Annotated in this window: 16 protein-coding genes; 9 read left to right on the plus strand and 7 right to left on the minus strand. The window is 58.8% G+C overall.

The features are described 5' to 3' along the window. The first annotated feature begins 57 nt into the window (after nucleotides 1-57). Nucleotides 58-984, plus strand: coding sequence for a LysR substrate-binding domain-containing protein (locus AB7M29_RS16460; RefSeq protein WP_454247312.1), 927 nt, complete (start codon nucleotides 58-60; stop codon nucleotides 982-984). Here AB7M29_RS16460 and AB7M29_RS16465 read toward each other — a convergent pair. Then, the gene (locus AB7M29_RS16465) at nucleotides 974-1,315 is read right to left on the minus strand and encodes a hypothetical protein (RefSeq protein WP_217854649.1); all 342 of its coding nucleotides are present in this window, start codon (nucleotides 1,313-1,315) and stop codon (nucleotides 974-976) included. The genes AB7M29_RS16460 and AB7M29_RS16465 overlap by 11 nt on opposite strands. A gap of 500 nt (nucleotides 1,316-1,815) precedes the next feature. Here AB7M29_RS16465 and AB7M29_RS16470 point away from each other — a divergent pair, with 500 nt between their 5' ends. Continuing rightward, nucleotides 1,816-2,730: a hypothetical protein gene (locus tag AB7M29_RS16470; RefSeq protein ID WP_217854650.1), complete on the plus strand. Its 915-nt coding sequence runs from the start codon at nucleotides 1,816-1,818 to the stop codon at nucleotides 2,728-2,730. 72 nt (nucleotides 2,731-2,802) lie between these two features. Here AB7M29_RS16470 and AB7M29_RS16475 read toward each other — a convergent pair whose 3' ends face one another. From AB7M29_RS16475 to AB7M29_RS16495, 5 genes are all read right to left on the minus strand, one after another. After that, entirely contained in the window at nucleotides 2,803-3,822 is a 1,020-nt protein-coding gene (locus tag AB7M29_RS16475) for a branched-chain amino acid aminotransferase (protein ID WP_038984199.1), read from the minus strand. 271 nt (nucleotides 3,823-4,093) lie between these two features. Beyond that, on the minus strand, nucleotides 4,094-5,476 hold the full coding sequence (gene lpdA / locus AB7M29_RS16480; RefSeq protein ID WP_454247313.1) for a dihydrolipoyl dehydrogenase: 1,383 nt from the start codon (nucleotides 5,474-5,476) through the stop codon (nucleotides 4,094-4,096). Between the two features lie 17 nt (nucleotides 5,477-5,493). Continuing rightward, nucleotides 5,494-6,762, minus strand: coding sequence for a dihydrolipoamide acetyltransferase family protein (locus tag AB7M29_RS16485; protein ID WP_454247314.1), 1,269 nt, complete (start codon nucleotides 6,760-6,762; stop codon nucleotides 5,494-5,496). Further along, the gene (locus AB7M29_RS16490; RefSeq protein WP_048394689.1) at nucleotides 6,763-7,821 is read right to left on the minus strand and encodes an alpha-ketoacid dehydrogenase subunit beta; all 1,059 of its coding nucleotides are present in this window, start codon (nucleotides 7,819-7,821) and stop codon (nucleotides 6,763-6,765) included. It lies immediately after the preceding gene. Between the two features lies 1 nt (nucleotide 7,822). Further along, nucleotides 7,823-9,058 (minus strand): 3-methyl-2-oxobutanoate dehydrogenase (2-methylpropanoyl-transferring) subunit alpha, encoded by a 1,236-nt coding sequence (locus AB7M29_RS16495; protein ID WP_008005369.1) that lies wholly within the window; start codon nucleotides 9,056-9,058, stop codon nucleotides 7,823-7,825. A 185-nt stretch (nucleotides 9,059-9,243) separates the two neighbouring features. Here AB7M29_RS16495 and bkdR point away from each other — a divergent pair, with 185 nt between their 5' ends. Continuing rightward, nucleotides 9,244-9,732: a Bkd operon transcriptional regulator BkdR gene (gene bkdR / locus AB7M29_RS16500; RefSeq protein ID WP_017339472.1), complete on the plus strand. Its 489-nt coding sequence runs from the start codon at nucleotides 9,244-9,246 to the stop codon at nucleotides 9,730-9,732. A 115-nt stretch (nucleotides 9,733-9,847) separates the two neighbouring features. Here the strand turns inward: bkdR and AB7M29_RS16505 are convergent, their stop codons facing one another. Then, nucleotides 9,848-10,711 (minus strand): MBL fold metallo-hydrolase, encoded by an 864-nt coding sequence (locus tag AB7M29_RS16505; RefSeq protein WP_454247315.1) that lies wholly within the window; start codon nucleotides 10,709-10,711, stop codon nucleotides 9,848-9,850. 103 nt (nucleotides 10,712-10,814) lie between these two features. Here AB7M29_RS16505 and AB7M29_RS16510 point away from each other — a divergent pair, with 103 nt between their 5' ends. The 6 genes from AB7M29_RS16510 to nahK all read left to right on the plus strand — a co-directional run bounded on the left by AB7M29_RS16510 (nucleotide 10,815) and on the right by nahK (nucleotide 18,777). Next, entirely contained in the window at nucleotides 10,815-11,150 is a 336-nt protein-coding gene (locus AB7M29_RS16510) for an ArsR/SmtB family transcription factor (protein ID WP_032830345.1), read from the plus strand. A gap of 189 nt (nucleotides 11,151-11,339) precedes the next feature. After that, complete coding sequence (locus tag AB7M29_RS16515) at nucleotides 11,340-12,584, plus strand: FAD-dependent oxidoreductase (protein ID WP_454247316.1); 1,245 nt, start codon at nucleotides 11,340-11,342, stop codon at nucleotides 12,582-12,584. Between the two features lie 9 nt (nucleotides 12,585-12,593). Next, nucleotides 12,594-13,400 (plus strand): sulfite exporter TauE/SafE family protein, encoded by an 807-nt coding sequence (locus tag AB7M29_RS16520; RefSeq protein WP_454247317.1) that lies wholly within the window; start codon nucleotides 12,594-12,596, stop codon nucleotides 13,398-13,400. Between the two features lie 209 nt (nucleotides 13,401-13,609). Continuing rightward, the gene (locus tag AB7M29_RS16525; RefSeq protein WP_454247318.1) at nucleotides 13,610-14,794 is read left to right on the plus strand and encodes a porin; all 1,185 of its coding nucleotides are present in this window, start codon (nucleotides 13,610-13,612) and stop codon (nucleotides 14,792-14,794) included. A gap of 256 nt (nucleotides 14,795-15,050) precedes the next feature. Beyond that, the gene (gene nosP, locus AB7M29_RS16530; protein WP_454247319.1) at nucleotides 15,051-16,214 is read left to right on the plus strand and encodes a nitric oxide-sensing protein NosP; all 1,164 of its coding nucleotides are present in this window, start codon (nucleotides 15,051-15,053) and stop codon (nucleotides 16,212-16,214) included. Then, on the plus strand, nucleotides 16,183-18,777 hold the full coding sequence (nahK, locus tag AB7M29_RS16535; protein WP_454248720.1) for a hybrid sensor histidine kinase/response regulator NahK/ErcS': 2,595 nt from the start codon (nucleotides 16,183-16,185) through the stop codon (nucleotides 18,775-18,777). The genes nosP and nahK overlap by 32 nt, the downstream gene beginning before the upstream one ends. Nucleotides 18,778-18,797 lie beyond the last annotated feature (20 nt).

Consider the following 18,797-nt stretch of genomic DNA (forward strand, 5'->3'; position numbering starts at 1 on the left):
ACGACGAGGGCGTGACAAACGCTTTAATTAAAGCGCATAGGTGACTAAATTAGACGCATGAAAAATCAACTACCGCCGCTTAATGCTGTTCGCGCCTTCGCCGTTGCTGCTCGTCATCAGAGCTTCAGGCTGGCGGCCGAAGAGCTGCATGTCAGTCACAGCGCCGTCAGCCGGCATGTCAAATTGCTTGAGGAGTACCTGGGCGTGCTGCTGTTCGAGCGGCGCATCCGGCAATCGGTGCTGACGCCGGCCGGTCAGCGCTTTTATGAGCAGGTCAGTGCGGGGCTGTCGCAGATCGCCGACGCTGCCGCTGCGCTCAAGCAACATGCCTCGCTGCCTATCGTGAAGATCAATGTACGTCCGTCCTTTGCCGTGCTTTGGCTGACGCCCAGGCTGGCGGATTTCATTGCGCAGCACCCGGACATCAAGCCCCAGGTGATCACGCAAACCCAGGCACCCGATCAGGCACGTGACGGGTTCGATATCGTCATTCGCCGTGGTCGTGACGATTGGGCCCCGGCGATTGAAGCGCGAGCGCTGTTCGAAGACGAACTCTTGCTGGTCGCGGCGCCATCGCTGATCGAGCGCCTGCCACTTGAAGACCTCACTTCGCTGAGCCGGCACACGTTACTGACCGCCAAGGCACGTCGTGAAGACTGGCACCATTGGGCGATGCACTTTGGTCAGAGTCAGTCAGCCACTCAGGTAACCCGGCAGTTTGATCACATGCACCTGGTGCTTCAGGCCGCCGTGGAAGGACAGGGCATTGCTTTGTGTCCGACCTCTTTGCTGGGCACCCATCTTTTGAGCGGACAGCTGATCTGTCCGTTGCCCGAGTTGCGTGTGCCGTTGCCGCGTTATTACTACGGTGTTGCGCCGGACGTGACCGTTCAGACACGGGTGTTTGTGGAGTGGTTGTTTGCCCGGATTGCTCAGGATGAGCTGCGTTGGCAAACACCTCGTACTGTGACCGCTACGCCCTGAAAACCCAAACAATCTCCACCACACGCACTGCCAAAATCAGGTAAATCAGAAATAAAATAATTTGAAACGCCGTGTGATACGGCAACTTGGACAGCCGGCGCAGGCCGTCACTGACACTCAGCAACATCAGCATCGCTGACACCAAAATCAGCCCCCAACCCGCCAGATTCGAAGCGAGTAACCCCATGAACAGGTGATGCTCGCGACCCAGTACGTTGGTGCCCGCCGCGAACAGCAGGGCACACACCAGCAGGTTCTTGATGTTGTCGAACACTTGCGTGGTGAAGTCGGTGTCCAGCAAGGCCAGATACTTTCGCCAGAGTCTGTTCATGGTTTTGAGGCACCTGTTGAGGTTGTTGCACGCGGCAAGTTTAGTGACGAATGGAGCAGGGCGCTGATTTGATCCGATGCAATTATTGGCTCCGACGTTCACCTTTGAAGGCTGGAGGCTCGGGAAATATTGGCGTGCGGTATCAGGTTATAGTGTCAAATTTGCAAGGCTGACTTCACCCATTGGCGGGTGTTGTGTCAAACTCCCTGTTGAATGGCTATGTGCCATGCTGGTTCAGTGGGCTAATTTCAGGAGCTCGGGGTATCAGCTTTTTTATAGCGACAGCCAGTAGAATGATGCTATTTTTGCGTTCGCGAAAACGAATGGGAATTAACTATTTTGTTCTGGGTGCGATTATTTTTGGTTGTGGTTTTCTATGTCGGTCATTACCTGTTTGATTTTTTAAACATCCTGACCTCGTTAGATGACCAGCAATTTAACACCTGGGAAATGATATGAGAGTGTTTTTTTTAGGGTGGAAAGCTCGGTACGAGCAAATTATGATCGATGGTCTGGCTGAAAACCATAATGTTCATAAACTCCACATCCCGGCTTACGCCAAAAGAATCAACCGTACTATAAGATCACTTCAAAAGAAAACCCCGCTAACTATTTCAACGTCTTGGCTCGGGAGGTTGGTCAATGCGAATAAATCAATAAGTTCTAAAGACATATTGATTTGTAATGAGGGGCAAGCTAAACGCGGATTAAATCCTAGTGTTATTAAAACCTTCAAAGGCGTAAAAGTCCTTCTGATCAGAGATCTGGTTGATGCGCCTTTTGTAGATGAAATGAGAAAGATTTTCGACAGAATCTACAGCTTCGACCCGGTGCAGTGTCGTTTATTTGGTATCGACTACCTCGAGCAGTTCTTTCCTTTCAATGCAGAAGCAGCAAGAAAGCTGAATACAAATAAACGGGAGCCTTCCCGCAGTATTACTTGTTTTTTTCTTGGCAGGGATAAAGGTCGCTCTCAACTGATAGAAGAGATTGCCAATGATCTTGAAAGCTTGGGTTGTAGTATTAAATTTCAAATCGTGAAGGATGAGTCATCCATTCCTCTAACGAAATATCATACTGATTCAGTATTGTCGTATGAGGAAAACCTCCAGCAAGTAATTGATGCTGACGTGCTAATAGAGATCAACCAGCCAGGGCAATCTGGCCTCACTCTTCGAACCTTGGAAGCGGCATTTTTTGACAAAAAACTAATTACTACCAACAAAGCCGTCAAGGATTTGTATTTTTATGATCCTAGTCGCTTCTATATTTTTGAAGAGTTTGACAAGGAGGCTATTTCTCAATTTTTAGCTTCACCCTCAAAGCCGATTGACGTGGAAGCCCTGAAAAAACATTGCCCTGAGACCATGCTTAAACGCATACGAGAACTGCAAGGTTCCAGCAGGTGCAATTAACGCAATAAAAAACCCACCCACCGCCAAAGCGATGGATGGGTTATATGCCGCTTGGGGTCAGGCCCCGTCAAGTCAAACCTTGACGATCCAGCCCGCTGGCGCTTCGACGTCGCCGGTCTGTACACCGGTCAGCTCTTTGTAGAGCTTCTGGGTGACCGGGCCGACTTCGGTTTCGCTATGGAACACGTGCAGCTTGTCGTTGTAACTGATGCCGCCGATCGGGGTGATCACTGCAGCGGTACCGCAAGCACCGGCTTCCTTGAAGTCGGACAGCTTGTCGATGAACACGTCACCTTCAACCACTTCCAGGCCGAGACGTGTTTTGGCCAGCTCGATCAATGACAGACGAGTGATACCCGGCAACACCGAAGGGGAGTTCGGGGTGACGAACTTGTTGTCGTGGGTGATCCCGAAGAAGTTGGCCGAGCCGACTTCTTCGATTTTGGTGTGGGTGAGCGGGTCCAGGTAGATGCAGTCGGCGAAATGCGCCTTCTTGGCTTGGGAGCCCGGCATCAGGCTGGCGGCGTAGTTGCCACCGACCTTGGCCGCGCCGGTGCCTTGTGGGGCTGCACGGTCGTAGCTGGAGATCAGGAAGTTGTGCGGGGTCAAACCGCCCTTGAAGTAGGCGCCGACCGGGATGCAGAAGATCGAGAAGATGAACTCGGGCGCGGTACGCACGCCGATGTTGTCACCCACGCCGATCACGAACGGGCGCAGGTACAGCGCGCCGCCAGTGCCGTAAGGCGGGATGAAACGCTCGTTGGCGCGAACCACTTCCTTGCACGCTTCGACGAACTGCTCGGTGGACACTTGCGGCATCAGCAGGCGACCGCAGCTGCGTTGCATGCGTGCGGCGTTCTGGTCCGGGCGGAACAGGTTGATCGAACCGTCCTTGCAACGGTAGGCCTTCAGGCCTTCGAAGCACTGCTGGCCATAGTGAAGGGCAGTGGAGCCTTCGCTGATGTGCAGCACGTTGTCTTCGGTCAGGGTGCCTTTGTCCCACTCGCCATTACGCCAGTGCGACAGATAGCGCTTGTCTGTCTTGATGTAGTCAAAACCCAGCTTGTCCCAATTGATGCTTTCGTTACCCATGACACCCTCTATCACTTAACAACCGCCGAAACGGTTCAAGGCTTCTGACATTTTTCTGGATGGGGACAACAATACTTCATTCCGGGCCCATTTCGCAGCCCGGACTATCAGGTGAATGGCATATAAATGATGTCGACCTTGAGAATTCGCGAGCAAGCCCGCTCCCACATTCGATCTGTGGTTGCCATAGCACCTACAAACACCACAAATCCAATGTGGGAGCGGGCTTGCTCGCGAAGAGGCCATCACCTACGCCATCAATCTCCCTGGGTTACAGATGCAGCGCGTGACCAAGAGCACGCAACGCCGCTTCCTGCACCGCCTCACCGAGCGTCGGATGCGCGTGGATGGTGCCGGCGATGTCTTCCAGACGAGCGCCCATTTCCAGGCTCTGGCCGAACGCCGTCGACAACTCCGACACGCCCACACCGACCGCCTGCCAGCCAACAATCACATGATTGTCACGCCGCGCTACAACGCGCACGAAGCCGCTTTTCGACTCCAGCGTCATCGCCCGGCCATTGGCGGCGAACGGGAAGCTGGAAACGATGCAGTCCAGCCCCGCAGCCTTGGCCTCGTCCGGGGTCTTGCCGACCACTACCAGTTCCGGGTCGGTAAAGCACACGGCGGCGATGGCGGTCGGGTTGAATTCGCGGTGTTTACCGCTGATCAGCTCGGCAACCATTTCACCCTGAGCCATGGCCCGGTGGGCGAGCATCGGTTCGCCGCTCAAGTCGCCGATGGCGTAGACGTTGCGCATGCTGGTCTGGCAACGGTTGTCGATCTTGATCGCCGAACCGTTCATCTCCAGATTCAAGGCTTCGAGGTTCCAGCCTTGAGTGTTGGGTTTGCGACCGACGGCTACCAGTACCTGATCGGTTTCCAGGGTCAAGGTGTCACCGTTCGGGTCACGAACTTGCAGCGTATTTCCTTGTGAATCAAAGCCTTCAACGCTGTGCTTCAAGTAAAGCTTCACGCCGAGTTGCTTGAGTGCCTCATGCACCGGGTGGGTCAGTTCGGCGTCGTAGGCCGGCAGGATGCGATCCTGCGCCTCGACCACACTGACCTCGGCGCCGAGCTTGCGATAGGCAATCCCCAGCTCCAGACCGATGTAACCGCCACCGACCACGACCAACCGTTTCGGTACGCTTTTCGGCGCCAGCGCTTCGGTAGAGGAGATGATCGGCCCGCCAATCGGCAGCATCGGCAGGTTCACGCTTTTCGAACCGGTGGCCAGCACCAGGTGCTCGCACTGAATGCGCGTGTCGCCGACTTCCACGGTTTTGCCGTCGATCACTTTCGCCCAGCCTTGAATGACCTGGACCTTGTGCTTCTTTAATAGCGCCGAGACGCCGGTGGTCAGGCGATCAACGATGCCATCCTTCCACTCGACGCTCTTGCCGATGTCCAGGGTGGGCGCCGACACGCTGATGCCCAGCGCCGAGTGTTGGCTGTGGTGTTGCGTCTGATGGAACTGTTCGGCGACGTGAATCAACGCCTTCGACGGAATGCAGCCGATGTTCAGGCAGGTGCCGCCCAACGATTCGCCTTCCACCAGAATGGTTGAAATGCCCAGCTGACCAGCACGGATCGCCGTCACATAACCGCCGGGGCCGCCGCCGATGATCAGCAGTGTGGTGTTCAAAATCTGCATGTCTGCTCCATTAATAATCAGTCCACAAACAAGGTTGCGGGTTGTTCGAGCAGGCTGCGAACGGCCTGGATGAATTGCGCCGCGTCCATGCCATCGACCACGCGGTGATCGAAGGAGCTGGAGAGGTTCATCATCTTGCGAATCACGATCTGGCCTTTGACGACCATCGGCCGTTCGACGATTTTGTTCACGCCGACGATCGCCACTTCCGGCAGGTTCAACACCGGGGTGCTGACGATGCCGCCCAAAGCGCCGAGGCTGGTCAGGGTGATGGTCGAGCCGGATAGCTCGTCACGGCTGACCTTGCCAGTGCGCGCGGTGTTGGCCAAACGGGAGATTTCCGTGGCGCTGTCCCACAGGCTGCGGGTTTCGGCATGACGCACCACCGGCACCATCAAACCAATGTCGGCTTGGGTGGCGACGCCGACATGCACCGCGCCGAGGCGGGTGATGACTTGTGCTTCGTCGTCGTAGCGGGCGTTGATCTGCGGGAAGTCTCGCAGAGCCACGACCAACGCGCGGACCAGGAACGGCAGCAAGGTCAGCTTGCCGCGAGTCGCGCCGTGTTTTTCGTTCAGGTGTGCGCGCAGTTCTTCCACGGCGGTGACGTCGATTTCTTCGACGTAGCTGAAGTGGGCGGCCCGCTGAGTGGCGTCCTGCATGCGCTGGGCGATCTTGCGGCGCATGCCGATCACCGGGATCTGCTCTTCGTCGTTGCGCTGGGCGTAAGCGGCGGTGGCGGTCGATGCATTCGACTGACCCTGAGCCAGCCAGGCTTCGAGGTCTTCGTGCAGCACCCGACCGGCAGGGCCGCTGCCACGCACCAGACGCAATTGAATGCCGAGGTCCAGCGCATGCTTGCGCACGGCCGGGGAGGCCAGCGGACGCTCATCGGCCTCGCGGGCAACCATCGGGCCTTGGCAGACAGCGGCCGGGCGAGGCACCGCAACCGGTTTGCTTTCAACAACAGCTTCAACTTTAGGCGCTGCAACGGGTGCTTCTTTAACCGTTACTGGCTGGGCCGACTCTTTAACGTTGCCCGCGCCTTCGACTTCAATGCTGATCAAGATGCTGCCAACCGCCATGACTTCGCCAGGCTGGCCGCCCAGCGCAATCACCTTGCCATGCACCGGGGATGGAATGTCGACCATCGCCTTGTCGGTCATGACATCGGCCAGCACCTGATCCTCGACGACCATGTCGCCGACCTTGACGTGCCACTGAGACAGTTCAACTTCTGCAATGCCTTCGCCAATGTCCGGCATTTTAATAACGTGCGTGCCCATTCAGACCTCCATAACCCGATGCAAAGCCGCGCCCACTCGGGACGGACCAGGGAAATACGCCCACTCTTGCGCGTGCGGGTAGGGGGTGTCCCAACCGGTGACGCGCTCGATCGGCGCTTCCAGGTAGTGGAAGCAATGCTCTTGCACCAAGGCGACCAGTTCGGCGCCGAAACCGCAGGTACGGGTCGCTTCGTGAACGATCACGCAACGGCCGGTTTTCTTCACCGATTTGACGATGGTTTCCAGGTCTAGCGGCCACAGGCTGCGCAGGTCGATGACCTCGGCGTCGATGCCGGTTTCTTCAGCCGCCACTTGCGACACATAAACCGTGGTGCCGTAGGTCAGGATGGTCACGTCTTTGCCCGGACGAGCGATGGCGGCGACGTCCAGCGGCACGGTGTAGTAACCGTCCGGCACTTGCGCGGCGGGGTGTTTCGACCACGGGGTTACCGGGCGGTCGTGGTGGCCATCGAACGGGCCGTTGTACAGACGTTTTGGTTCGAGGAAGATCACCGGGTCATCGTTTTCGATGGAGGCGATCAGCAGGCCTTTGGCGTCGTAAGGGTTGGACGGCATGACCGTGCGCAAACCGCAAACCTGGGTGAACATCGCCTCGATGCTCTGGCTGTGGGTCTGGCCGCCATAGATGCCGCCGCCGCAGGGCATGCGCAGGGTCATCGGTGCGGTGAACTCGCCAGCCGAGCGATAGCGTAGGCGTGCGGCTTCGGAAATGATCTGGTCCGATGCCGGGTAAACATAATCGGCGAACTGGATCTCGGCCACCGGCCGCAAACCGTAAGCGCCCATGCCCACGGCGACGCCGACGATGCCGCTTTCAGAGATCGGTGCATCGAATACGCGGGAGGTGCCGTACTTGTTCTGCAGGCCTTCGGTGCAACGGAACACGCCGCCGAAGTAGCCCACGTCTTGGCCGAACACCACGACGTTGTCGTCACGCTCAAGCATCACATCCATGGCCGAGCGCAGGGCCTGGATCATGGTCATGGTGGTCGTGGTCATGGCGGTTTCCAACTCGATTTTGTTGTTGTGATCGTTCATGTCAGATCCCCAACTCTTGACGCTGGCGCTTCAAGTGCTCCGGCATCTCTTTGTAGACGTCTTCGAACATGGTCGCGGCGCTTGGAATCTGGCCGCCGGCGAGGGTGCCGTACTGCTCGGCTTCTTTCTGTGCGGCGATCACTTCGGCTTCCAGTTCGGCGCTGACCGCGACGTGCTCCTCTTCGGACCACTGACCGATTTTGATCAGATGCTGTTTGAGGCGCGCAATCGGGTCGCCTAACGGGAAGTGGCTCCAGTCGTCGGCAGGACGGTATTTGGATGGATCATCAGACGTCGAGTGCGGGCCAGCGCGGTAGGTGACCCATTCGATCATGGTCGGGCCGAGGTTGCGGCGTGCGCGTTCGGCGGCCCAGGCGGAAGCGGCGTATACCGCGACAAAATCGTTGCCATCGACCCGCAGGGAGGCGATGCCGCAACCGACGCCGCGTCCGGCGAAGGTGGTGGCTTCACCGCCGGCAATCGCCTGGAACGTCGAGATCGCCCACTGGTTGTTGACCACGTTGAGGATCACCGGCGCACGGTAGACGTGGGCGAAGGTGAGGGCGGTGTGGAAGTCTGATTCAGCGGTAGCACCGTCGCCGATCCAGGCCGAGGCGATTTTGGTGTCGCCCTTGATCGCCGAGGCCATGCCCCAGCCAACGCCCTGAACGAATTGAGTGGCGAGGTTGCCGGAAATGGTGAAGAAGCCGGCATCCTTAACCGAGTACATGATCGGCAGCTGACGGCCTTTGAGCGGATCGCGCTCGTTGGACAGCAGTTGGCAGATCAGGTCCACCAATGGCACTTCGCGGGCCATGAGGATGCTTTGCTGACGGTAGGTGGGGAAGCACATGTCGTCGATGTTCAAGGCCAGGGCCTGGGCGCTACCGATGGCTTCTTCGCCAAGGCTTTGCATGTAGAACGACATTTTTTTCTGACGCTGGGCGACCACCATGCGGTTGTCGAAAATCCGCGTCTTGAGCATGGCGCGCATGCCTTTACGCAGGATCTCCACCGGCACGCCTTCGGCCCATGGACCGAGGGCATTGCCCTGGTCGTCGAGCACGCGAATCAGGCCTTTGGCCAGATCAGCCGTGTCGGCCGGTTCAACGTCGATTGGGGGTTTGCGCACCAGGCCTGCGTCAGTCAGATGCAGGTAGGAGAAGTCGGTTTTGCAGCCGGGGCGGCCCGAAGGTTCGGGAACGTGCAGGCGCAGCGGTTCGTACGCTTGGTTCATGGCTTCTACGCTCGATCTTGTGAATTTCTTGTAGTGAGCTGGCAGTCATTCTTCGGTAAAAGAATTCTTGTCCTACAACAATCATAGGCCGGCCCAAGAAGAATATTTCTCTCTGTTTCGTTGCGCTTGAGCTCATTTGAGGATAAAAATTCTGCATAAACATAAAAAGCAGGTGGTTTTGTCTCATGCGCAAACTGGACCGTACCGATATCGGCATTCTCAACAGCCTTCAAGAGAACGCGCGCATCACCAACGCCGACCTCGCGCGCTCGGTGAACCTGTCGCCGACGCCGTGCTTCAACCGGGTCAAGGCGATGGAAGAATTAGGGCTGATTCGTGAGCAAGTGACCCTGCTGGATGCCGACCTGCTGGGGCTACATGTGAATGTGTTCATTCACGTCAGCCTGGAGAAACAGGTGGAGGAGGCGTTGCAGCATTTCGAAGAGGCGATCTCGGATCGCCCGGAAGTGATGGAGTGTTATTTGATGGCTGGCGACCCGGACTACCTGATCCGCGTGCTGGTGCCGACCATTCAGTCGCTGGAACGCTTCATGATGGACTTTCTGACCAAGGTGCCGGGGGTGGCGAACATTCGTTCGAGCTTTGCGCTCAAGCAGGTGAGGTATAAGACGGCACTGCCGTTGCCGGCGAATGGGTTGACGTTGGCTAATTGATCGTTCCCACGCTCTGCGTGGGAATGCATCCCGTGACGCTCTGCGTCACATTCGGAAGCGGAACGCGGAGCGTCCCTGGCGGCATTCCTTTGCTGCGCGTGGGAACGATCGAAGGTCAGAGTTGATTCAGGGGAATCTTCAGGTAACTCACACCATTCTCTTCCGCCGGCGGCAAATTCCCCGCCCGCACATTCACTTGAATCGCCGGCAACAACAGCGTCGGCATACCCAACCCGGCATCGCGCTGAGTACGCATGGCGACGAAAGCAGCCTCATCAATGCCATCGTGAATATGAATATTGCTTTTGCGCTGCTCACCCACCGTGCTCTGGCATTGTGGGGCGCGGCCCTCGGGCGGGTAATCGTGGCAGACGTAGAGACGAACGCTGGCGGGGAAGGCCAATAGTTTGTGGATCGAAGCAAACATCTGGTTGGCGTCGCCGCCGGGGAAATCGCAACGCGCGGTGCCGACGTCCGGCATGAACAACGTATCGCCCACCAGAATCACATCGCCGTCGATCAGATAAGCCATGTCCGCCGGGGTATGCCCGGGAACGTGCAGGGCCGTGGCCTTGAGGTTGCCGATCCGGAATGACTCGTCCGGCGCGAACAGGTGATCGAACTGTGAACCATCAACGCTAAATTCCGGTTCAAGGTTGAACAGCGTCTTGAACACCCCCTGAACCTTGCTGATCGACTCACCAATCGCAATCTTGCCCCCCAGTTCCCGACGCAGATAAGGCGCGGCCGACAGGTGATCGGCATGGGCGTGGGTTTCCAGCAGCCATTGCACCTGCAACTGGTGTTCACGCACGAAGGCGATGATCTTGTCTGCCTGGACGGTCGCGGTGCGTCCGGCCGCGGGGTCGTAATCCAGCACCGGATCGACAATCGCGCAGTGCCCGCCATCGTGCTCGTAGATTACATAGCTGTAGGTTGACGAGGCGGGGTCGAGGAAGGCTTCAATCAACGCAAACATGGCAGGAACCTGTGGAAAGGGGCGGGAGGACAATAACCGGTTGCAACACTTTATGTTTAAACATAATGTCCGCAGCTTAAGTGACGTCGAAGGCATCCTGCAAATGCAATCCAGTCTGACCGAATGTGAAGTCGCCCAGCTCCGGGCCTCGGCCTCCAAAGCTTGCGCGCTGCTCAAGGCTTTGGCCAACGAGGACCGCTTGCTGATTCTCTGCCAATTGACCCAGGGCGAGCGGAACGTCGGCGAACTGGAAAAAATGACCGGCGTGCGCCAGCCCACACTGTCCCAACAGCTGGGCATCCTGCGCGACGAGGGATTGGTAGTCACCCGTCGTGAAGGCAAGTACATATTCTATGGTTTAGCCAGTCACGAAGTGATTCAGGTGATGAAGACGCTGTCCGGCCTGTATTGCGGAGCGGTGCTGAAAAGCTGGGGCTGAACCTGATGCCGGTCAGTTAAGCGCAATCCATGTGGGAGCGGCGGTGCGACGATTCGACTTGCTCGCGAAGACGGCGGCACAGTCAATATTGATGTTGCCTGATACACCGCTTTCGCGAGCAAGCCCGCTCCCACAGGTTCCGTGACTTAATGAACCCGGCGCCATGCGTGCAATAACAAGGAATGAATGATGAACGATCAACACTGGGGCCCATCCATCAGTGCCGACATCGTGGTAATAGGCGGCGGGACCGCCGGCATTGGTTTGGTTGCCAGCCTGCTGAAACGCGATCCGGGTTTAAAAATTACCGTCATCGAACCCGACAGCCAGCATTACTACCAACCGGCGTGGACACTGGTGGGCGGCGGTGCTTACGCGGTGAAAAACACCGCGCGCCCGATGTCTTCGGTGATGCCGCGTCAGGCCACCTGGTTGCAGGCGTCCGTGACTGACATCGCCCCCGACAGCAACCAGCTGACCCTCGACGATGGCCGCACCGTTAGTTACCAGAACCTCGTTGTCTGCCCCGGTTTGCGCCTGGCCTGGGAGAAAATCGAAGGCTTGCAGGACACCCTCGGCCAGAACGGCGTGACCTCCAATTACAGCTATCGATACGCGGCCTACACCTGGGAACTGGTCCAGGGATTGCGCGGCGGCAAAGCGATCTTCACCCAGCCAGCGCTACCGATCAAATGCGCTGGTGCGCCGCAGAAAGCCTTGTACTTGTCCTGCGATCACTGGCGTAAAACTGGCGTTCTGAACAAATTCGACGTCGAGTTCAACCTGGCCGGCGCTGCGTTATTCGGCGTGGCGACATTCGTGCCGCCGCTCATGAAGTACATCGAAAAGTACAACGCCCGGCTGGCCTTCAACTCCAATCTGGTCAAGGTTGACGGGCCGTCGAAAACCGCGTGGTTCGAGGTCAAGGACGCTGCGGGTGTCGTGACCGTAGAAGAAAAAACCTTCGACCTGCTGCACGTCGTGCCGCCTCAGGTCTCGCCGGATTTCATCCGCCAAAGCCCGTTGTCCGACGCTGCTGGCTGGTGCGAAGTGAACCCGCACAGCCTGCAACACGTGCGCTATACCAACGTCTTTGCCTTGGGCGATGTCTGTTCCACCAGCAACGCGAAAACTGCTGCAGCCGTGCGCAAGCAAATCGTGGTGGTGGCGCAAAACCTGCTGGCCCTGCGCAAGCAACAGCCGTTGCCACTCAAGTACGACGGCTACGGTTCCTGCCCGCTGACGGTGGAGAAGGGCAAGGTGATTCTCGCCGAGTTCGGTTACGCCGGTAAGTTGCTGCCGACCTTTCCCCTCGACCCGACGGTGCCGCGCCGTTCGGCCTGGTTTCTCAAGGCGACCCTGCTGCCGTGGTTCTACTGGAATGGCTTGCTCAAGGGCCGTGAATGGCTGACCCATCTGTCCAAGGTTGACTGAGAGAACTCTATGTTGCTGGCCAGTTTTTTCGGTGTGGTCATGGGTCTGGTGCTCGGTTTGACCGGTGCCGGTGGCGGTATTCTTGCGGTGCCGGCCCTGGTGCTGGGGCTGGGTTTGACCATGACCCAAGCGGCGCCCGTCGCCTTGTTTGCAGTGGGCAGTGCGGCGGCGATCGGTGCGATCGACGGTTTGCGCCATGGCCTGGTGCGATATCGCGCGGCGTTGTTGATTGCACTGCTGGGCGCGGTGTTTTCGCCGGTGGGCATCTACTTCGCGCATCAGTTGCCGGAAAAGATCCTGATGGTCCTGTTCAGTCTGCTGATGGTCATGGTGGCCTGGCGGATGTTGCGCCGGGAAAAGCACGACGATGGTCCGAGCGATCACGGGCATGCCAACTGGGGCCAGAAGAATTGCATGCTCGATCAGCAGACCGGGCGTTTTTCCTGGACTGCCAAATGCACCGCGACCCTGGCGGCACTCGGCGCGGTGACCGGTGTGGTCTCGGGGCTGCTCGGTGTTGGCGGCGGCTTTCTGATAGTCCCTGCGTTCAAGCAACTGACCGATGTGCAGATGCGCGGCATCGTCGCTACGTCGTTGATGGTGATCAGCCTGATCTCGGTGATTGGCGTGGTCGGTGCGTTTCATGCCGGGGTGCGGATCAATGGTTTGGGCGTGTCGTTCATTGTCGCCAGCATCGTCGGGATGATTGTTGGTCGAAAACTCTGCGCCCGGGTGCCGGCCCGAGGGCTGCAGATCGGCTTCGCCAGCGTCTGCGTGGTAATCGCCGTTTACATGCTGTTTAGAGCGCTCGCCTAGCGGGCACCGGCTCCTGTGGACGCCAGTCGGGTCCACAGGCTTACACCCTAAGTTCCGGGCCTGTCCTGCGGGCGGTCTTACACCGAATTTGCCGCGCGCTACCCGCCAATCCAAAGCAGCTGACAACCGCACCCAAGGCAGCGTATGACGCCGCCGGTCCACTTTCGATAATCGCCTCCGACATTAAGTCCCCCGTTGCGGAGCGCGTCATGCACAACAATAAGAACTTCAAGCATCGTTTCTTGCCGGCCTTCATCGCCAGCCTGTCGTCCCTTGGCCTGAGCTCGATGGCCGAGGCCGAGATCATGCTGTACGACAAGGACCAGACCACGTTTTCCACGGATGGCTACATCAACGCTTTCTACGTGAACAGCGACGTGGACCGGGCCGGCGAGCAGTACGACCGGCGCCAGGCGCGGGTGAAGATGGGGTTTCTGCCCAACTACCTGGGCTTCAACATGGGCAAGCAGGTCGATGACCTCAAGCTCGGCGCCCGCGCCTCGTTCTGGGTGACCATCAACGACAGCGAAACCAACGGCACCGATACCGCCATCGACGTGCGGCAGTTCTACGGCACGGTGGCCAATCCAGAGTGGGGTGAGGTGCTGATCGGCAAGGACTTCGGCCTGTTTGCCCGCTCCAACATCCTGCTCGACGAATTGCTGGCGGGCTACGGTCAGGTCAGCGATACGTTGGGCTTGGTGGACGGCGGCGGGGTGTCGTTCGGCAACATCGGCAGCGGTTATCCGTACCCGTTCCCGACGTCGCAGATTACCTATCGCACCCCGGTGATGGACGGCTTGCGGGTGGCGGTGGGGATCATGGACCCGGTTGACACCAACGACAGCAGCGCGACGGGCAAGGCGTATCAAGAGAACCCGCGCACCGAGAGCGAGATCACCTATCAGTTCGACGTCGGCGGGGCGAAGATTTACAGCTGGCTCAACGGCAGCTACCAGACTTCGGACAACACCGACTCCAGTGTCGAGTCCGTCACCTCCAAAGGCGTCGGCTACGGCGTGCAGGCGAAGATGGGCGGGCTGTCGCTGACCGGCTCCGGCTTCCAGGCCAAGGGCATCAACCCGTTCTTCACCAACAACGCTGGCGAACCGACCCTGCGCAATGTCGACAGCGACGGTTACCTGTTGCAGGGCTCCTACAAACTCGGCAAGAACCGCCTGGCACTGTCTTACGGCAAGACCGAGGACGACGGCAACGGCGTGGTCGGCAGCGGCGCCGATTACGAGACCCGCGGCATTGCGCTGTTCCATGACGTCAACGACAACCTGAAGTTGGTGGCCGAGTACAACCAGTTTGAAATCAATGGCCACGACACCAGCGACCAGAATGAAGACACCGATACGTTTGCGGTGGGGGCGGTGTTGACCTGGTAACAAAGGAGTCGGCATCACGCAGATCCAATGTGGGAGCGGGCTTGCTCGCGAAAGCGGCCTTCCAGTCAACAATGATGTTGCCTGACACTGCGCTTTCGCGAGCAAGCCCGCTCCCACAGGGGATTTGTGGTGTTCTGTAGATATTGTCGTCCTCTCATCCCATCGACCCCCCCACCCACTACCCAAGTAGCATTCGCCGCCGCCCGCAGGCTTCGTACACTCGTGCCTCATACAGGCGCACCGGCGAGGGGCGAGGATGCAGCAGGTTCAGAACGACGGTGTGGTCAGTGGCATGTCCCAGGCCACCGATGCCCAGCAAGCGGCTCAGGATCTGGCGCGACAACTCTTGCATCCGCATTTGGGCTTCGTGCTGTTCTTCTGTTCCGCCGAGTACGACTTGCAGGCGCTGGGGCAGGCGTTGCAACAGAGCTTCGGCGGCATTCGCCTGGTGGGCTGCACCAGCGCCGGGGAAATCACCCCTCAAGGTTATGGCCGCAGCTGCGTGACGGCGGTGGGCTTCGATCATCGGCACTTTTCCATCTCCACCGAACTGATCGATGAGATGGAGCATTTCAGCCTGATCGATGCCCAGCAAATGGTCGAGCGTCTGGTCAGTGGCTGTCGCAGCAACACCTTGGCGCCGATCAAGGGCAACAGCTTTGCCCTGACCCTGCTCGATGGCTTGTCCAGCCGTGAAGAGATGGTTCTTGCTGCCTTGAGTGCGGCGTTGGGCGACATTCCGCATTTCGGCGGTTCGGCCGGCGACGACAACTACCTGACCCACACCCATGTGTATTTCGGCGGCGAGTTTCACAGCGGCGCGGCAGTGGTGGTGCTGGTCAATACCTGGCTGGACTTCGAAGTCTTCACCACCCACCACATCCTGCCCAGGGCCGAAAAACTGGTGGTCACCGCTGCCGACAGCGCCTCGCGCCGGGTGTTCGAACTCAACGCCGAACCGGCCGCCGAAGAGTACGCCCGGCACATCGGTGTGGCGGTGGCCGATCTCGATTATCGGATCTTTGCCGCGCACCCGTTGGCGGTACGCATCAACGATCAGTATTACGTGCGGGCGATCCAGCAGGTTCATCCAGACCTGAGCCTGAGTTTCTACTGTGCGGTGGAAAACGGCATCGTCCTCACTGTCATGACCCCCGGCCCCATGCTGCCGAATCTGCAAAACCTGTTCGACGGTTTGCAGGAGCGTCTCGGGGATCTGTTGCTGACCATCGGCTGCGACTGTTTTCTCAGGCGTCTGGAACTGGAAGACGGCGGCAATCTCGAGCAGATCGGCGCGTTTCTGCGGGACCAGCGGGTGATGGGTTTCAACACCTACGGAGAACAGTTCAATGGCATGCACATCAACCAGACCTTCACCGGGGTTGCCATTGCCCGAGGCCGCTCCCCTGGACAGCGCTGACCTTCAGGCGCAGATCGCCAGCCTGCGCCACGAAAACTACAAACTGCAGCGCATCAATGGCGCGCTGATCGAGCGCATCGAGTCCGGCATCACCCGCGGCAACGACCCGTATGCCGCGTTCCAGCATTCGGTGGTGCTGGCCGAGCAGGTGCGTGAGCGCACCGACGCCCTGAACCAGGCCATGGCCGAACTCAAGGCCGGCAATCATTTGCTCAGCGAGGCACGACTGCGGGCCGAAACTGCCCATCAACACCTGATCGACGCCATCGAAAGCATTTCCGACGCTTTTGTATTGTTCGATGCCGAGCAGCGGATCGTGCTGTTCAACAGCCGTTTCAAGGCGTTTTGGGGCAACAGCCGGGTGCGGATCAACGCCGGCATGCGCTTGCGCGAGGTCAAACGGCTGATGACCGCGACCGGACTGTTCAGCGAAGAACCCCGCGGGCATGCCGACGAAAACCTGCTCTATCGCCTGCACAACGGACGCTGGCTGCAAGTCAGCGAACGGCCGACTCAGGAAGGCGGGCGGGTGATCCTGTTCACTGACATTACCGACGTCAAACTCAGCGAAACCCTGCGCCGCGAGCAGGCCGTGGCGCAGAAGTCGCACTTGTTGCAACGGGCGGTCGACAACCTGTCCCAAGGGGTGGCGATGGTCAACGCCGAGGGTATTCTGGAACTGTGGAACCGGCGCTTCCTGGAACTCAGCGGCCTGGCCCCGGTGGCGGCTCATCGACCGTTCGCCGAAGTGATCGCCGACAGCGAACTGAACCTGCTGACCCCGGCCAGTCGTGATCCGAACGGGCGTCATGTGCAGGAATGCGAGCAGCGCCTCTACGATGGCCGGGTGCTGGAAATCCGCACCCATCCGTTGCCCACCGGCGGCTTCGTCAACACCTTCACCGACATCACCGAACGCTACCAGCATGCCGAAGCGCTCAGCGAAAGCGAGCGCTGGATTCGCCTGATCACGGACCATGTGCCAGCGCTGATCGCCTACCTGAATGCCGATCTGGTCTATGAATTCACTAACAAAGTCTACGAAGAATGGTACTGCTGGCCCCGGGGCGTAATGCTTGGGCAGAGCCTGCGCGAAGTCCACAGCGAGCAGCATTATCAGCGCCTGGAAGCCTACGTGGCCCGGGCGCTGGCCGGTGAGAGCGTGACGTTCGAGTTTGCCGAAACCAACATCAATAATCAGGAGCGCTACATGCTGCGCTCCTACGTGCCCAATCGCCTGGCCACCGGGGAAGTGGTGGGGATTTTCGTGTTGATCCGCGACATTACCGAGCGCCGCCGTACCGCCGAGGCGCTGCATCAGGCCTATCAGAACCTTGAATTGCGGGTGCGTGAACGCACCACCGAACTGACCACCCTCAATGACCAATTACTGCGCGAAATCGATGAGCGCCGCCGGGTGGAGTCACGCTTGCGCGAGGCCAAGCTCGAGGCCGAGCAGGCCAACCTGTCGAAGACCAAATTTCTCGCGGCGGTCAGTCACGACCTGCTGCAACCGCTGAATGCCGCGCGGCTGTTTACCAGCGCCTTGCTGGAGCGCCGGGAGCCGGTGGCCAACGAAACGCTGGTGCGCAACGTCAGCAATTCCCTGGAAGACGTGGAAAACCTGCTGGGCACTTTGGTGGACATTTCCAAACTCGATGCCGGGGTGATCAAGGCGGATATTGCGCCATTTGCCCTGAGCGAATTGCTGGAAAACCTCGCGGCCGAATACACCCAAGTGGCCCGCAGCGAAGGCCTCGAGCTGCATTTCATTGCGTGTTCTGCATTGGTGCGCAGCGACATTCAGTTGCTCGCGCGGATCCTGCGTAATCTGCTGAGCAATGCCATTCGCTACACCTACAGCGGACGAGTGGTGCTCGGCTGCCGACGTCATCATCAGCGGCTGACCATCGAAGTCTGGGACAGCGGCATGGGCATTGCTGAACACCGTCTGGAGGAGATTTTTCAGGAGTTCAAACGCGGTGACGTGCAGCGCCCGGATCAGGATCGCGGCTTGGGGCTGGGCCTGGCCATTGTGGAGAAAATCGCCCGTATTCTCGGCCACCGGATTCACGTGCGTTCATGGCCGGGCAAAGGCTCGGTGTTTTCCGTCGAAGTGCCGTTGAGTGCCACGGCACCGAAGGCGTTGCCAAACTTGCTGATGAGCGAACCGATGCTCGAGCGCCTGCGCGGTGCACGGGTGTGGGTGCTGGACAACGACGCAGCCATTTGCGCCGGGATGCGCACCTTGCTCGAAGGTTGGGGCTGCCGGGTGATCACGGCGCTGTCGGAGGAGGACCTGGCGCGGCAAGTGGATAATTATCACGACGAAGCCGACCTGCTGATTGCCGACTATCACCTGGATGACGAGAAGAATGGTGTCGACGCCGTGGCCCGGATCAACGCTCGCCGCGCTTCAGCGATCCCGGCGATGATGATCACTGCCAACTACAGCAACGAACTCAAACAGCAGATCCGCGAACTGGGCCACACCCTGATGCACAAACCGGTGCGGCCGATGAAGCTCAAGACGGCGATGAGTCATTTGCTTGGTCGGCCTTGAGGTGGGCCTGAGAGAGTTGG

The organism is Pseudomonas sp. F-14 TE3623 (assembly GCF_053629015.1).

What these genes read in the sequence shown, in the direction of transcription:
- AB7M29_RS16460 (WP_454247312.1), top strand. Translation starts at nt 58, where the DNA reads ATGAAAAATCAACTACCGCCGCTTAATGCTGTTCGCGCCTTCGCCGTT.
- AB7M29_RS16465 (WP_217854649.1), bottom strand. Translation starts at nt 1,315, where the DNA reads ATGAACAGACTCTGGCGAAAGTATCTGGCCTTGCTGGACACCGACTTC.
- AB7M29_RS16470 (WP_217854650.1), top strand. Translation starts at nt 1,816, where the DNA reads ATGATCGATGGTCTGGCTGAAAACCATAATGTTCATAAACTCCACATC.
- AB7M29_RS16475 (WP_038984199.1), bottom strand. Translation starts at nt 3,822, where the DNA reads ATGGGTAACGAAAGCATCAATTGGGACAAGCTGGGTTTTGACTACATC.
- lpdA (WP_454247313.1), bottom strand. Translation starts at nt 5,476, where the DNA reads ATGCAGATTTTGAACACCACACTGCTGATCATCGGCGGCGGCCCCGGC.
- AB7M29_RS16485 (WP_454247314.1), bottom strand. Translation starts at nt 6,762, where the DNA reads ATGGGCACGCACGTTATTAAAATGCCGGACATTGGCGAAGGCATTGCA.
- AB7M29_RS16490 (WP_048394689.1), bottom strand. Translation starts at nt 7,821, where the DNA reads ATGAACGATCACAACAACAAAATCGAGTTGGAAACCGCCATGACCACG.
- AB7M29_RS16495 (WP_008005369.1), bottom strand. Translation starts at nt 9,058, where the DNA reads ATGAACCAAGCGTACGAACCGCTGCGCCTGCACGTTCCCGAACCTTCG.
- bkdR (WP_017339472.1), top strand. Translation starts at nt 9,244, where the DNA reads ATGCGCAAACTGGACCGTACCGATATCGGCATTCTCAACAGCCTTCAA.
- AB7M29_RS16505 (WP_454247315.1), bottom strand. Translation starts at nt 10,711, where the DNA reads ATGTTTGCGTTGATTGAAGCCTTCCTCGACCCCGCCTCGTCAACCTAC.
- AB7M29_RS16510 (WP_032830345.1), top strand. Translation starts at nt 10,815, where the DNA reads ATGCAATCCAGTCTGACCGAATGTGAAGTCGCCCAGCTCCGGGCCTCG.
- AB7M29_RS16515 (WP_454247316.1), top strand. Translation starts at nt 11,340, where the DNA reads ATGAACGATCAACACTGGGGCCCATCCATCAGTGCCGACATCGTGGTA.
- AB7M29_RS16520 (WP_454247317.1), top strand. Translation starts at nt 12,594, where the DNA reads ATGTTGCTGGCCAGTTTTTTCGGTGTGGTCATGGGTCTGGTGCTCGGT.
- AB7M29_RS16525 (WP_454247318.1), top strand. Translation starts at nt 13,610, where the DNA reads ATGCACAACAATAAGAACTTCAAGCATCGTTTCTTGCCGGCCTTCATC.
- nosP (WP_454247319.1), top strand. Translation starts at nt 15,051, where the DNA reads ATGCAGCAGGTTCAGAACGACGGTGTGGTCAGTGGCATGTCCCAGGCC.